The following is a 13780-nucleotide window of genomic DNA, read 5'->3' as shown; positions in this document are numbered from 1 at the left end:
CGTAGATCGCGTTCTGCAGCAGCACTTCCTTCAGTTCATCCGGACTCAGCCGCGAGTCGTCCTTCGCCGTCAGCGCGGCGCGCACGTGCAGCTCGAATTCCTCCCACCGCCCTAAAGACAAGGTCACCGCCAGCACCATCATGCGCCGCGCCTTGTGCGGCAGGCCCGGGCGGCTCCAGATGTCGTGCCAGGCGTAGCGGGTGATCAGGTTCTGGTAGTCGGCGGTGAAGGTGGTGGCGCGGTCCAGCGAGCGCTGCACCCATTCTTCTCCCAGCACGGCGCGGCGGTTGACCAGGCCGCGCTCGAAATCGTCTTCCCGGCTCATTGCGGCATCTCCCCTTGGGTGCTTGCGTCGGCGGGGCGGGCAACGGCGCTGCCCGCCCCGGTCGATCAGTTCACGGTGATGTTATTGGTTTTCACGACCTCGGCCCAGCGGACCTGTTCGGCGTCGACGAACTTGGCGAAGTCCGCGGCGCTGCTGCCGACCGGGGTCAGGCCGAGCTTGGCGAGCTTGTCGCGGGTTTCGGGACGGGCCAGCGCCTTCTGCACCAGGTCCTGCAGCTTGGCGACGACCTGCGGATCGGTGCCGGCCGGCAGGAAGAAGCCGTTCCATTCGACGACGTCGAAGGCCTTGACGCCGCCTTCGCTGACGGTGGGCACGTTGGGCAGGTCGGGCATGCGCGTGGCCGACGAGACCGCCAGGGCTTTCAGCTTGCCGGTGCTGACGTAGTTCAGGCTGGACGCGGCGTTGGCGAAGTAGACGTCGACCTGCCCGCCCATGACGTCGACGATGGCGGGCGCGCCGCCCTTGTACGGCACGTGCACGACGTCGATCTTGGCATCCTTCTTGAGCAGTTCGGCGGCCATCTGCGCCAGGCTGCCGGGGCCGTACGAGGCGAAGGTATAGCGGCCGGGGTTGGCGCGCGCGGCCTTGATGAAGTCGGGCAGGCTGTTGAAGGCCGAGCCGGTTGCGGCGACCAGGATGTTGGGCACGCTGACGGCCTGCGAGACGGGAATGAAGTCCTTCTTGGCGTCGTAGGGCAGCTTGCGCAGCACGGGGTTGATGGAGAACGCGGAGGCGTCGTACAGCACGGTGTAGCCGTCGGGCTTGGCGCGGGCCACGTAGGCGGCGCCGATGGAGCCGCTGGCGCCGCCCTTGTTTTCGATGACGACGCTCTGGCCGGCGACTTCACCCATGCCCTGGGCGATGATGCGGGCGGCGTTGTCGGCGCCGCCGCCGGCCGAGTACGGCACCACCACGGTGATGGGCTGGTCGGGGTAGCCGGCGGCGTGGGCCGCGCCCAGGGTGGCGGCCAGGGCCAATGCGGCGGCCACGGGGCGCAGTGCGGCCAGGGCCGCGTGATGGGTTTTCTTCATGTGTGCTCCTCACGTCTCCCCTGCAGGGGATGTTGAATCGATCAAGGATCGTGGCGCGGTCCGTCCGAGGTCAGACGGTCGCGATGGGGTTGACCGGCGCGCCCACCAGGCCGGGCACGTACATCGGTGCGGCGGTCAGGAAGAAAGCGTGGCGGTCGTGCTGGCGCAACCAGTGCGCCAGCGGGGTCAGGTGCCAGAGTTCGCCCAGCGGCAAACCCAGCTTGAACAGGCATTGTTCGTGCAGCGGCAGGAGCGGCCCGCTGCCGCTCTCCAGGTGATGATTGCGCAATTCCACCGCGTGGTTGTCGGCGGCGATGGCGGCGATGCGGCTGTCCCTGATCCAGGCCAGCAATTGCGCGTCGGCGCCGTCCAGCACGCAGCAGCTGGTCTTGAGCCGGTCCTGCTCGTCATCGCCCAGCGTGAGCGCGAGGTCGGCCAGGCCGGTATGCAGGCACAGGATGTCGCCGGGGCGCACCTGCACGCCGTCGGCGTGCATCACGTCCATCAGGTCCTGGTACGAGACCTTGCGATGCGCGTCGCCGAAGCGGGCGCGCAGGTCGACCATGACGCCGCGCCCCTGGATGCCGTGCCGCGCCATGGGCGCGATGGACAGGTCCTGGGTGCCGGTGAAGCCGTCGGCGCGCGGTTCGCTGACGGTAAAACCGTTGTAGCCGGTGGGCTGCGGCTGGCCGGTGCCGTGGGCGTCGTACATCGCGCCGACGTGGCCCAGGGCGTCCCATTGGGTGGAGTACTGCGGCGACAGCGTGACGCGGTCGTCGCTGACGACGTCGGTGGCGCCCGGCACGTCGCGCGCCAGCGGATAGCGGTACACGGGCACGCCGTTCTTTTCGGCGGGCTGGATCACGGGGCCCTTGCGCCGTGGGTTGAGCACGGGCGCGCGCGGCACCGTCAGCGGCAGGCTCAGGGAAAACGACAGGCCTTCGCGGATTTCCGCGACGGCGGCCAGGCGCGCCTGGCGGTCCAGGTGGTTCAGGGTGCCGAGCTGGTCGTCGTCGCCGAAGTCGCCCCAGTTGGAGCCGTCGGGACGCTGCTGGTAGCGTGGACGCATTTTTTTGTCTCCTCGTTCTGTCTCGGACGAGTCTTATGATCGTTGTGGCGGCTATTGCACCACCGAGGATTGCCGCAATTGTTGGATTTCGGACGCGGTGTATCCCAGGGTGGACAGAATTTTTTCGCTGTGCTCGCCCAGGCCGGGCGCGCCGCGCCCTGCTCCGGACCCACCGCGCCCTGCTCCGGACCCACCGCGCCCTGCTCCAGATTCGCCGCGTCCCTCCCCCGACTCATCGGCAGGCGCTGGCGCGGCGCCGCCGAAGTGGGCCCATTGCGCCAGGCCCAGGTAGTCGCCGGCCTGCGGGTTGTGGTACGGCCGCATGAGCCCCATGGCCTCGACCTGGGGATGATCGAACATGTCCTCGACCGGGCGCACTTCGGCGCAAGGCACGCTCTGCCCGAAGCGCTCGGCCCATTCGCGGGCCGACGCGCGCGCCAGCGCCTGGCGCACCAGGGGCACCAGCACGGCGGCCTGGGCGGCGCGTTTCTTGACGGAGTCGTAGTCGGGGTGTTCGGCCAGCTCGGGCAGGTCCAGGTGACCGCACAGCGCGCGCCAGAAGTGCGGCGTGTTGGCCGACAGGTACAGGTAGCCGTCGCGGGTGGGATGGATGCCGGTGATGCCGCCCGAGCGCATGTCGCGCTCGATGTGGCGCGGTTCGCCGTCGGCCCACACCAGGCGGGCCGACTGCATCGCCAGCGCGCTGCCCAACAACGAGACCTCGATCGCCTGGCCACGGCCGGTCTTTTCGCGGCGGTAGAGGGCCGCCGCCACGCTGTTGGAGATCAAGGCGGCGCCGTAGTAGTCGACCACGGAGCCGTACAGCACTTCGGGCGGACCGTCGGCCTTGGCCTGGGCGGCGCACATGCCGGTCATCGATTGCAGCACCTGGTCGTAGCCGGCGTGGCGCGCCATCGGGCCGACCGCGCCATAACCGGTCATGGCGCAATAGACCAGGCGCGGGTTGACCGCCGACAGCGTGGCGAAGTCGATACGCAGGCGCTCGGGCACGCCCGGCCGGAAGTTGTGGACCAGCACGTCGGCCTGGCGCACCAGCCGCAGCAGGATCTCGTGGCCGGCGGCTTCCTTCAGGTTCAGGCACAGGCCGCGCTTGTTGCGGTTGATGCCCAGGAAGGCGCGGCTTTCGCTGGCCAGCGTCGACGGGTACTTGCGCAGGTTGTCGCCTTCGGGCGGCTCGACCTTGATGACGTCGGCGCCCATGTCGCCCAAGAGGGCGCAGCCATAGGGGCCGGCGATGTAGGCGCTCAGGTCCAGGACCTTGATGCCGGCCAGCGGCAGGTCGGCAGGGGATGCTTGTTGCATTGCGGATTCACTCAAAATCGGTAGCGCGGCCGCGTCAGGCGGCGCGGCCGGCGGCCAGCAGCACGTCCTGGGCGCGCCGCACGAAGGGGGCGTCGATCATCTTGCCGTCGAGCACGAAGGCGCCGACGCCGTCATGCTCGCGGCTGGCGGACACGATGCGCTCGGCCTGGGCGATCTCGTCCGCGCTGAAGCCGAACACTTCGTTGGCGATGGCGATCTGGCTGGGATGCACGCAGGACTTGCCCAGGAACCCGAGCGAGCGCGCCAGTTGCGCCTCGGCCCGAAAGCCCTCGGCATCGCGCACGCGGGCGTAGGCCGCGTCCATGGCGTACTTGCCGGCGCAGCCGGCGGCCAGGCGCAGGGACAGCATCACCGCGCGCAGCGTGTCGGGCTGGTAACGCTCGATGCCGAGCGGCTCGAACAGGTCGGCCAGGCCCAGTTGCAGGCCGGCGACGCGCGGATGGGCCGCCGCCAGTTGCGCGGCGTCGGCCAGCGCCCGCGGGGTTTCGACGGTGACCAGGAATTCACCGGCGAAGCCGGCGTCCATGGCCTCGTCGATCGCGGTGCGCAGCGCGGCGGCGCTTTCGACCTTGGGCAGGTTCAGCACGTCGATGGGCAGGCCGCGCAGCGCGGCCAGGTCGGCGGCAAAGTCGGGCGTGTCGGCGGCGTTGACGCGAACGATAATTTTCTTGTGATGTTGTTCACGGACGGCGGCGAACGCGGGCGCGGCCAGCCAGGCCGCCAAGGCGGCGCGGGCTTCCTGCTTGCGGGTCGGCGCGACCGCGTCCTCCAGGTCGAAGGACAGCGCATCGGCCCCGCTGGCCAGGGCCTTTCCGAACAGTTCCGGACGCGATGCCGGCACGAAAAGCTTGCTTCTCATTGATGTCTCCTGGCCGCATTGTGGCGCTGGAGACGTGCGATCGGGGACAGCCAAATTACGATAAGACGATAGAATATCTATCATCATGAACACCGACTTCCTGCACACGCTGGCCGCCGTGGCGCGCCACGGCTCGATGGCCGAGGCCGCCCGCCGCCTGGGGTTGACCCACGGCGCGGTGGCGCAGCAGATCCGCAAGCTGGAACAGGAGCTGGGCGTGGCGCTGGTGGCGCGCGCCGGCCGCACCGTGCACCTGACCGCCAAGGCCACCGAACTGATCGGGCCGATGCGCGAGGTGCTGGAACGGATCGAGAAGATCCGCTACCTGGCCCGTTCCGACGAGATGATGGGCGAGCTGCGGCTGGGCGCCGGCAATACGGCGCTCAATTCGATGGTGCCGGCCATCCTGGAACATCTGGTGCGGCGCCATCCGCTCATCAACGTCGAGATCCAGCCGGGCCATTCGGCGCGCTTCTACCCCGCCATCGAAAGCGGCGAACTGGACGCCGCCATCGCGCTGCAAGCGCCCTACCCGCTGTCCAAGAGTCTGGGCTGGCAGTTGCTGCGCGAAGAACCCTACGTGCTGGCGGCGGCGCCGCGCCATGCCGGTCGGCACCCGCACAGCCTACTGACGGCCGAACCGTTCATCCGCTATCAGCGCAGCGACTGGGGCGGGCAGCACATCGATGATTACCTGCGGCGCGTCGGCATCACGCCGCGCGAGCGCTTCGAGCTGAACGCCATCGAATCGATCGCGGTGATGGTCAGCCGCGACCTGGGGGTGGCGATCCTGCCGCGCTCCACCAACGGCGCGATCGAACGGCTCGGCCTGCTCGCCCTGCCGCTGCCCGAGCCCTGCGAGCCTCGCCGCTTCGGCCTGATCTGGTCGCGCGGGTCGCCACGGCTGGCGTTGATCCGCGCCTTTCGCGACATTGCCGTTGTAGAGTATGCCAACGCGGGCGCCTGACCCGCGCGCTACAAGGGGAAAGCATGAAGAAGACCATTCTGTCGACGCTCGTCGGCTGCTCGATGTTCGCACTGCCGCTGGCCGCCAGCGCGGCCGGCCAGATCGGCTACCTGGGGCCCGCGGGTTCCTGGACGCACCAGGCCTGCCTGGATCTGTTCGGCCCCGCTGACCTGGTGCCGCTGACGCGCGACGACCTGTTCAAGGGCTACCAGTCCGGCAAGATCGAACGCGCCTGCGTGCCCGTGACCACGTCGGTGGTGGGCGTGACGCCGTACCTGGATGCCGTGCTGGACCTGCCGGACGTGATGATCGTGGCCGAATATCCGAAGATGCTGGGCTACAGCCTGCTGGCCAAGCCGGGCACCAAACTGGCGGACGTCACGGAGGTGCTGGCGCACCCGGTGGCGTTCGAAGAGGTCAAGCCGTGGGTCGACCGCGAGATGCCCAAGGTCAAGCGCACCGAGGCCGCCAGCGGCGGCGCCGCCGCCAAGACGGTGGCCGACAGCCCGGGCCATGACAAGGCGTCGTTCGGCCCCAAGGTCGGCGCGTCGGTCTATTCGCTGGTATCGCTGGTGGATGGCATCGAGCAAGGACCGCACAACGTGACCCGCTGGTGGGTGCTGGGCCGCGCGATGCCGGCGCCGACCGGGCGCGACAAGACCTCGCTGCTGGTCGACACATCCGACGACAGGTTCAACGACACGTTGGCGGCGCTGGTCGATGCCAAGGTGCCGGTGCTGACGATCTACGAACGGCCCAGCAAGAAGACGCTGGACACGCATCGCTACGTGATCGAAGTGGCCGGCCACGCCCGGCAGGAGCCGCTGGCGTCCATGCTGGCGGCCCATCCGGAGATACGGCTGCTGGGCTCTTATCCCCGTCAGTAATCCCCGCGCTCGCCGACCTGGCGAAAGATCCGGTTGCACTTTATTGGGGACACACGCAAATCCGCCCTTGATAATGCGGACCTTCCCTCGGCAGCGCGTGCGCGCAACGTTGCCGGGCAATAAGAAGCGCCGGGCCCGCGGGCCCGGCCAGCAACCCAGGATCCCATTCAATGAGCCGTATTTTTCCAGGCGACCTCTGGTCCGTGGGCGAAGCCCGCATCAACGATCTGTTGGTCGTGGTCCGCTTGCGCACCGGCCTGCCGCCGGCGCCCACACGCCAGGTCAATGAGAACCTGGTCATCATTTCCTGGCCGTACACGGGCATCGGAAACGGCATGCCCAATGAAGAAGACAAGCAAAGCACCAACCGCTTCGAAGAAGCCATCGAACAGGCTTTCGACGACTCCGACATCGGGGTGCAGGTGGCTTGCCTGACCGGCAATCACCAGAAGGAATGGCGTTTCTACACGCACGACGTCGAAGCGTTCCTGGATGCGTTCAATGCCTGCCTGGCGGGGCATCCGGTCTATCCCATCCGACTGGGCACATACAAGGATCCCGACTGGAATGGCCTGGCGGGACTACAGCCGGAAGGCTCCGACCAGCTTCACTGAAAGGCCCCCCCCGGCCGCGCCCTCGATCAGGCCGGTCGCCATTTGCAGAGGATATTATTTTGAAGTTCAAAGCCGCACTCCTGATCTCCGCCATCACCGCCGTGGTTGCCGCCCCCGCGAAGGCCGAGCCGCCGCGCTCGGTGGACGCCCGGAGTTTCGATATCGCCGGCGTCAAGACGGGCATGGACTACGACGAAGCGGTCGCCGCCGCGGCGAAGAATTTCGGCGTGGGCAAGCATCAGATCAAGGCGGGTTACCCGACGCTGAACCCCGTCACCAATACCAAGCAGCCGCAGAATTTCAGCTACGAAAAAGACGGCGTTCGGCTGGTGGTGCATTTCGAGCCGCGCGTGCCGGTCGACAAGCAGCGTCCGCTGGCGGTGTCCCAGGTCAGCTACGAAATGCCGTGGACACCGGCCAACAAGGACGCCATGGCGCAGGCCGTGGTGCAGAAATACGGCAAGCAGTCGAACTTTCCCAACCAGTTGAACCTGGAGTGGTGCCAGAAGCCCAGCACCAATCCCGGCATGGGTTGCTCGACCGACATGACGCAGGCGGTGCTGAAATACAGCGGCGTCAGCGTGCAGTTGTATGACCCGGCCTGGACCAACGCGCGGATCGAGTTCATCAACCAGTCGAACAGCCGCAAGCCGAGCTTCTGACGCTGGCCCGGCGCCCGCGATACGCATGGCGGGCGCCGTCTCCAGGACGATGAGTCAGCCCGGCCGAACGGGCCGGGCTCGCGCTCAATACTGATACCGCATCGTCAAGGTCGCGCTACGCCCCGCCGCCCACGCGCCCTGGCTGTAGAAGCCGATCTGCGAGTAGTACTTGCGGTCCATCAGGTTGTTGATATTCAACTGCGCCGACAGGCTCTTGTCGAACCGGTAGCGCGCCATCAGGTTGACCAGCGCATAGCTGCCCTGCCCCACGCGCTCCTCGCCATTGGGGCCGTTGGCGATCGTGTAGACGTGGCTCTGCCAGTTGACGCCGCCGCCCACCGTCAACCGGTTCCAGTCGCCCGGCAATCGGTAGGTGGTGAACAAGCGCACCAGGCTGCGCGGCTGGTCGGTCTGGATGGGGCTGCCGTCGCCATCGCGCGCGGTCCAGTGCGACCATCCCGCCGCCACGTTCCAGCCGGGCGAGACTTCCCCCGACACTTCCAGGTCGAAGCCCCGGCTGCGCGTGCCATTGGCGGCGCGCGAGGCCTGGTTGAGCGTGCCGGGCACCAGATAGCCGACGTCGTCCTGCGCCAGATTGTCCTGGTTGATCTGGAATACCGCCGCCGAGGCATTCAGGCGGCCTTCGAGGAATTCACCCTTGATGCCGGCCTCGTAGGCCTTGCCCTCCAGCGGATCGAGCCAGTTGCCGTTGCGGTCCTGCTTGTCCTGCGGATTGAAGATCCCGGTATAGCTGACGTACGCCGTGTAGTTCTCGTTGATGTCGTACAGCAGGCCGGCGTACGGCACGAACGCGTCCTTGTCGAACGCCTGCCGGCTGCTGCCGCCCCACCCTACCGCATCCGTCTTCCACGTGCTGTAGCGGCCGCCGACGATCAGCTTGAGCGGGTCGGCCAGGCTGAAGCGCAGCGCGCCGTACCAACCGGCCTGCTTGGTGGTGTAGCGGCTGGCCAGGGTGGAGGTGTCGCTCCATTGTGGTTCGGGATACGAGCCGTCCCAGTCCAGGAAATTGCCGATGGGCGCCGGCGAGACCGCGCCACGGTTGCGGAAATCGGCGTATTGGCGGGTGAAGCTGGCGCCGACCACCGCTTCGTGCTGGCGACCGAACAATGAGAAAGGGCCGGAAGCCTTGAGGTCCAGGCTGTTCTGCTTGCGGTCGCCGTAGTAGCGCTGGGCCGAGGCACCCATGCCCAGGCCGGTGACGCGGTCGGGCCAACCGGTCAGGTAGAGCAGCTTGCCGTCCATTTCGTGCTTGGAGTGCGAACCGACGGCCTGCACGCGCCAGCCGTTGTCGAAGCGGTGCTCCAGGCTGGCAAAGGCGCCTTCGGTGGTGCTGGCCCACTTGGTCCAGTCGGCGCCGGTGTTGAGCGAGCGTTTCCAGTCGGTGCGGCCGCCGTCGGCGTACCACAGCGGGAAACCGCCCCAGCTGCTGCGTTGCGGGTCGTTGTCCTGGTAGTTGAAGCCGACGCTCAAGGTGGTGTGGGCGGTCAGGTCGGCGTCCACCACGCCATAGAAGACCTTCTTGCGGTTCTGGTAGCCGTCCAGGTAGGAATGATTGTCCTGGTAGGCCGAGACGATACGGCCGCGCACGCTGCCGCTGGCGTTCAGCGGCGAGGACAGGTCGGCGCTGGCGCGGTAGGTGTCCCAGGTGCCGGCGCTGACGCTCAGGTCGGCGGTGAATTCGCGGCTGGTGGCGTGCTTGCGCACCAGGTTGACCGAGGCGGACGGGTTGCCGGTGCCGGTCAGCAGGCCCGTTGCGCCACGCACGACTTCGACGCGGTCGTAGATGATGGGGTCGATGGATGATTCGCCCGCCGAATAGCCGGTCTCGAAGCTGGTGGGCACGCCGTCGTACAGATAGTTGCTGATGGCGAAGCCGCGCGAGCTGAAGGTGTAGCGCTCGCTGTCGTAGTTCTGCACCGAGATGCCGGGCGTGTTGCCCAGGATGTCGGTCAGCGAGCGCATGTCCTGGTCCTCGATGCGCTGGCGCGTGACCACGGTGACCGACTGCGGGGTTTCGCGCAGCGTCAGCGGCAGACCGGTGCTGGCGGCCGTGGCGCGCGGGGTGTACGAACCCGTGCCCTCGGTGGTGGTGAGGTCGCCGTCGGCCTGGACCTGCACGGCGGGCAAGGTGGCGACGCCCGATTCCTGCGCCAGCGCTGTGCCGCTGGCCAGCGCCATCAGCACCAGGCTGGTGGTGCGCCGCAGGGCGAGGCGTGGACGAATGGGGAAAATCAGGCTGGCGGGCCGCGGGTCTTGCATGACGCTTCCTTGCAGGATTGGTGAACGATTGGCAAGGAAGTGTAATGCGAACTCTTATCATGTGCATTTATGTTGCCGATATGCACAATAGGGATTGCCCCGATTGGGCCAGGCCTTGTAGGGGTTTTCGACGCGTGGCACGCGCGCGTCCGGGCTATGGTGCCGCCGTCCTGGCCGCGTCGGGCCTGGCCTGGCAGGAACTACTTCCCAACCCCCGTCGGGACAAATAATGCGTGCGCGCCATTGGCCAGGTATGCCCCGTTCACGCCATCGAATCTGCGCGCCGCGTCCGGCCATGCAATGAATTTCCGGTCGACCCTGGTTCCGCGCTGGCCGGTAGCCGCGTCAATGGATACCAGCTTCTCCGCGCGCGCCTTTGCCTCGCGCAGCACGATCGCCACGAATGCCTCGGTATTCTCGTCACCCGCCGGAATTGATGCCCGCAGCTCGCCGTTGAGAAGGGAGTCCGGAAGAAAATCCGCCGCTCTTGACCTCAAAAGGCTGACCAGCCCTGACCCAACCAGCGCGTAGATCCACCCCTTTCCCGAGGGATGACGTTTCACGTAGCGATTGTGAAAATCCTCTTCGGAGATGATGGAGGAATCCACGATCGTTACATGAACCCCTTCACACGCATCGATTCGGGTCCTGTATCCCGGCCGCTCGACGTCCGGCTGCTCCTGCATGTTGATGAACCGGATCGAGGGGCGGGCTTTCATGAGCGCGCCAGCGAATTCAGCCTCATCCGCTGAAGTCATGAATAAGCACTGTTGAACCATCTTGGAGTCAGCCACGGGTCGCCCTGTTCCGGTTCCGCAATACATGCGCCCACGCCAGGATCACTGACATGAACCCTACCCTTACCGATCCACCGACTTCATGTCGCAGCTCGTTTCCTGCACGTCGCACAGCCCCCGGAACCACGCCCGCCCCGCCAGTCGCTCGCCCTTGGCGCGCTCGACGATCTCGTCCTGCGGCGAGCGCTTGCGGTCCACCAGGTAATCCAGCAGCACCCAGTCCTCGTGGCACGCGCGGATGCCCTGGATCTTGCCCATTTCGGTCAGCCAGTCGCTGCCCAGGTCCACCAGGCGCTGGCTGGCGGCGTCGGGCCTGGCATAGCCGCGCGCGGATTGGATGCCGACCCGGGCATCGTCGGCGCGAATCCAGCCTTCGCCTTTGTAGAGCTTGCGCGGCGCACGCTCCGGATATTCATCCTCGTTGTAGGCGTCGCTGGCATTGGCGATCCTGAGCCAGCCGTCCTTCGCTTCCTTCACGTCGAAGGTGACGCTGTACGAATACTCCGGCTCGCCCGCGGCGGGTTTGGCGGGGATCTGGCCCAGGACCTTGGCACCGGCGGACGGCGCGGCGCGCACGGTGATCGAGGGCTTGTCGTAGTTGGCCCAGGCGCTGAAGGCGCAGGCGGTCGGCCCCTTGGGGGCTTCGGCCTGGGAATTGGCGGCCATGGCGGCCGACCCCGCAAAGAGCGAGAGGACGGCGATTGAAGCGGTCAGACGAGGACGAATATGCATAACGGCTCCGGAACATCGACTATTTGAATAGGGCACATGAGAGAGATGCCTTTCATCCGCAGCGATGTCAAGCAGTTTAGTGCCATCACAAAATAGCAGAGCCATTTAGGACACTGCGTGCACACGAGTATCCTGACGGAAATCCCAATTGAAGTGTTACCCAGCCCATTTCAAGCTATACCCGCTTGATTGCAGAGTAGGATACCGCAATCTTAACGCTCCCATTCTGCTCAAAGGAAAACGAATATATCGTTTTCGGGCGCGAAGATAGTTCGTTGGAACGTTCCGAGGCGTCGGCCACGTCTTTCATCGGCGATTGAAGGGAAGCGGCCTTGCTCTCCTCGGAAACCGTACCCTGATTCAAACCAAGGACGGGTTCAATTCGCTCAGTCACTTGGGCAGCTTCGTTGCCTACCCTATTCAGAGCTCGACGAATTTCCTTGCTCAAGATCTTCGTAAAGTCCCACGCGGCATTTCCGAGAATACCGGCCAGGAAGGTTGTCTGAATCACGTTCTCCCGCACGAAATCGGAGACGGAAGTGACAACGGAAAACAGAATGGATCCATTTTCAACGCTAGTTATTTCAGACCGGATTTTTATCGGTTCCTGGCTAAGAGGAGAATACCCAGCCGCTCTTCCTGAGGTCGACGCTTTATTTATTGCGCGGTTTATCCCAGTGAGCAAAACACCTAGTTCTGCAATCGTCAGATTTTTGGGCTCGCCCTCCTCGGTCGCTCGAATTCGGATTTGAAAATTAACTTCTTCGGCCATTTTTCACCTTCCATAGTTCTGGACACAGCGCCAAGCAAGCATTCCTCAGATTCGACGGCAAATCATTCGGCAACTTGATCCCCTGCCCGGCCGCCCATAGCTCCCTCAATCACCGGAACCGCAGGTGCCGCCGCTGCAACTGCCCCACCGTCCGGCACCCCATCAGCTTCATCGCCCGCTCGATCTCCACGCGCATCTGTTCCAGCGCCCTTTCCACGCCGGGCCGCCCGGCGGCAGCCAGCGGGAACAGGTAGTAGCGGCCCAGCCCCACGGCCTTGGCGCCCAGCGCCAGCGCCTTGAGCACGTGCGTGCCGCGCTGCACGCCGCCGTCCATCATCACGTCGATGCGGTCGCCGACGGCGTCGACGATCTCGGCCAACTGGTCGAAGGCGCTGCGCGAGCCGTCGAGCTGGCGGCCGCCGTGGTTGGACAGCACGATGCCGGTGCAGCCGATGTCGACGGCGCGTTTGGCGTCCTCGACCGACATGATGCCCTTCAGGCAGAACTGGCCGCCCCACTCGCGCACCATGGCGGCGACGTCGTCCCAGGTCATGGCCGGGTCCAGCATCTCGGTGAAATAACGGCTGATGGACATGGCGCCGCCGCCCATGTCGACGTGGCCGTCGAGCTGCGGCAGGCGGAAGCGTTCGTGGGTGGCGTAGTTGATGGCCCAGGCCGGCTTGATGGCGAACTGGGCGATGCCGGCCAGGTTCAGGCGGAACGGGATGGCAAAGCCCGTGCGCTTGTCGCGCTCGCGGTTGCCCCCGGTGATGCTGTCGACGGTCAGCATCATGACCTGCACGCCGGCGGCCTTGGCGCGCGCCATCATGTCGCGGTTCAGGCCGCGGTCCTTGTGGAAGTAGAACTGGTAGACCTGCGGGCCGCCGCTGATCTGGCGCGCTTCTTCCAGGCTGACGGTGCCCAGCGACGACACCCCGAACATGGTGCCGAACTTGCCGGCGGCGGCGGCCACGGCGCGTTCGCCGTCGTGGTGGAACAGGCGTTGCAGCGCGGTGGGCGAGCAATAGACCGGCATGGCCAGCTTCTGGCCCATCACGGTGACGGACATGTCCACATCCGCCACGCCGCGCAGCACGTCGGGCACCAGGTCGCAGGCCTCGAAGGCCTCGGTGTTGCGGCGGTAGGTGGTCTCATCGTCGGCGGCGCCGTCGATGTAGTTGAAGATCGGGCCGGGCAGCCGCTGGCGCGCCATGCGGCGAAAGTCGTGGAAATTCTGGCACTGGTTCAGGCGCATCGGGGGACCTTTTATCTACGCTGCACGTACAAACGACATACCGGTTGCCACCTCGCCGGCGGTGCAAACCACTGGACCGCTGGCGGTCCGGGTCGGGCCGGTCGCCAGGGCATGGAGCGGAATTGTAGTCCGACGCGCTGGGGCGGCCGCTTGCAGACATCACAT

Annotated in this window: 14 protein-coding genes; 4 read left to right on the top strand and 10 right to left on the bottom strand. The window is 66.2% G+C overall.

The genetic code is table 11. The annotated features are described in order from the left end of the window. From DK459_RS25520 to DK459_RS25500, 5 genes are all read right to left on the bottom strand, one after another. Window positions 1-325: carboxymuconolactone decarboxylase family protein (locus DK459_RS25520; RefSeq protein WP_110135270.1), on the bottom strand; the 325-nt coding region annotated here is incomplete at its 3' end. Between the two features lie 65 nt (window positions 326-390). Beyond that, a complete protein-coding gene (locus DK459_RS25515) occupies window positions 391-1377 on the bottom strand; it encodes a tripartite tricarboxylate transporter substrate binding protein (RefSeq protein WP_024069324.1) in 987 nt (328 codons plus the stop codon). Between the two features lie 70 nt (window positions 1378-1447). Further along, the gene (locus DK459_RS25510; RefSeq protein WP_024069325.1) at window positions 1448-2446 is read right to left on the bottom strand and encodes a cyclase family protein; all 999 of its coding nucleotides are present in this window, start codon (window positions 2444-2446) and stop codon (window positions 1448-1450) included. Window positions 2447-2497: 51 nt separating this feature from the next. Next, the gene (locus tag DK459_RS25505; protein WP_110135142.1) at window positions 2498-3769 is read right to left on the bottom strand and encodes a CaiB/BaiF CoA-transferase family protein; all 1272 of its coding nucleotides are present in this window, start codon (window positions 3767-3769) and stop codon (window positions 2498-2500) included. Window positions 3770-3803: 34 nt separating this feature from the next. Further along, window positions 3804-4649 carry a CoA ester lyase gene (locus DK459_RS25500; RefSeq protein WP_024069327.1) on the bottom strand — a complete coding sequence of 282 codons (846 nt, stop codon included), beginning with the start codon at window positions 4647-4649 and terminating at the stop codon, window positions 3804-3806. A gap of 85 nt (window positions 4650-4734) precedes the next feature. Between DK459_RS25500 and DK459_RS25495 the strand changes: the two genes are divergently transcribed. From DK459_RS25495 to DK459_RS25480, 4 genes are all read left to right on the top strand, one after another. Further along, entirely contained in the window at window positions 4735-5616 is an 882-nt protein-coding gene (locus tag DK459_RS25495; RefSeq protein ID WP_020928192.1) for a LysR family transcriptional regulator, read from the top strand. Between the two features lie 23 nt (window positions 5617-5639). Continuing rightward, window positions 5640-6503 (top strand): prephenate dehydratase, encoded by an 864-nt coding sequence (locus tag DK459_RS25490; protein WP_024069328.1) that lies wholly within the window; start codon window positions 5640-5642, stop codon window positions 6501-6503. A 170-nt stretch (window positions 6504-6673) separates the two neighbouring features. Further along, entirely contained in the window at window positions 6674-7117 is a 444-nt protein-coding gene (locus DK459_RS25485) for a DUF695 domain-containing protein (protein WP_024069329.1), read from the top strand. Between the two features lie 59 nt (window positions 7118-7176). Then, on the top strand, window positions 7177-7779 hold the full coding sequence (locus DK459_RS25480; protein WP_049053440.1) for a hypothetical protein: 603 nt from the start codon (window positions 7177-7179) through the stop codon (window positions 7777-7779). 84 nt (window positions 7780-7863) lie between these two features. Here DK459_RS25480 and fhuE read toward each other — a convergent pair whose 3' ends face one another. The 5 genes from fhuE to DK459_RS25460 form a co-directional block, all read right to left on the bottom strand. Next, complete coding sequence (gene fhuE, locus DK459_RS25475; RefSeq protein ID WP_110135141.1) at window positions 7864-10059, bottom strand: ferric-rhodotorulic acid/ferric-coprogen receptor FhuE; 2196 nt, start codon at window positions 10057-10059, stop codon at window positions 7864-7866. Between the two features lie 200 nt (window positions 10060-10259). Further along, entirely contained in the window at window positions 10260-10853 is a 594-nt protein-coding gene (locus DK459_RS25470) for a hypothetical protein (RefSeq protein ID WP_058207383.1), read from the bottom strand. Window positions 10854-10919: 66 nt separating this feature from the next. After that, window positions 10920-11522, bottom strand: coding sequence for an SH3 domain-containing protein (locus tag DK459_RS25465; RefSeq protein ID WP_024069332.1), 603 nt, complete (start codon window positions 11520-11522; stop codon window positions 10920-10922). Window positions 11523-11763: 241 nt separating this feature from the next. Continuing rightward, window positions 11764-12360, bottom strand: a complete 597-nt coding sequence (locus DK459_RS30545; protein ID WP_127481478.1) for a hypothetical protein — start codon at window positions 12358-12360, stop codon at window positions 11764-11766. A 109-nt stretch (window positions 12361-12469) separates the two neighbouring features. Then, a complete protein-coding gene (locus DK459_RS25460; protein WP_006384167.1) occupies window positions 12470-13615 on the bottom strand; it encodes an alpha-hydroxy acid oxidase in 1146 nt (381 codons plus the stop codon). Window positions 13616-13780 lie beyond the last annotated feature (165 nt).

The organism is Achromobacter sp. RW408 (assembly GCF_003184165.1).
In the GTDB taxonomy this organism is placed as follows: Bacteria; Pseudomonadota; Gammaproteobacteria; order Burkholderiales; family Burkholderiaceae_B; genus Achromobacter; species Achromobacter xylosoxidans.
This window is presented reverse-complemented; position numbering and strand designations above follow the sequence as displayed.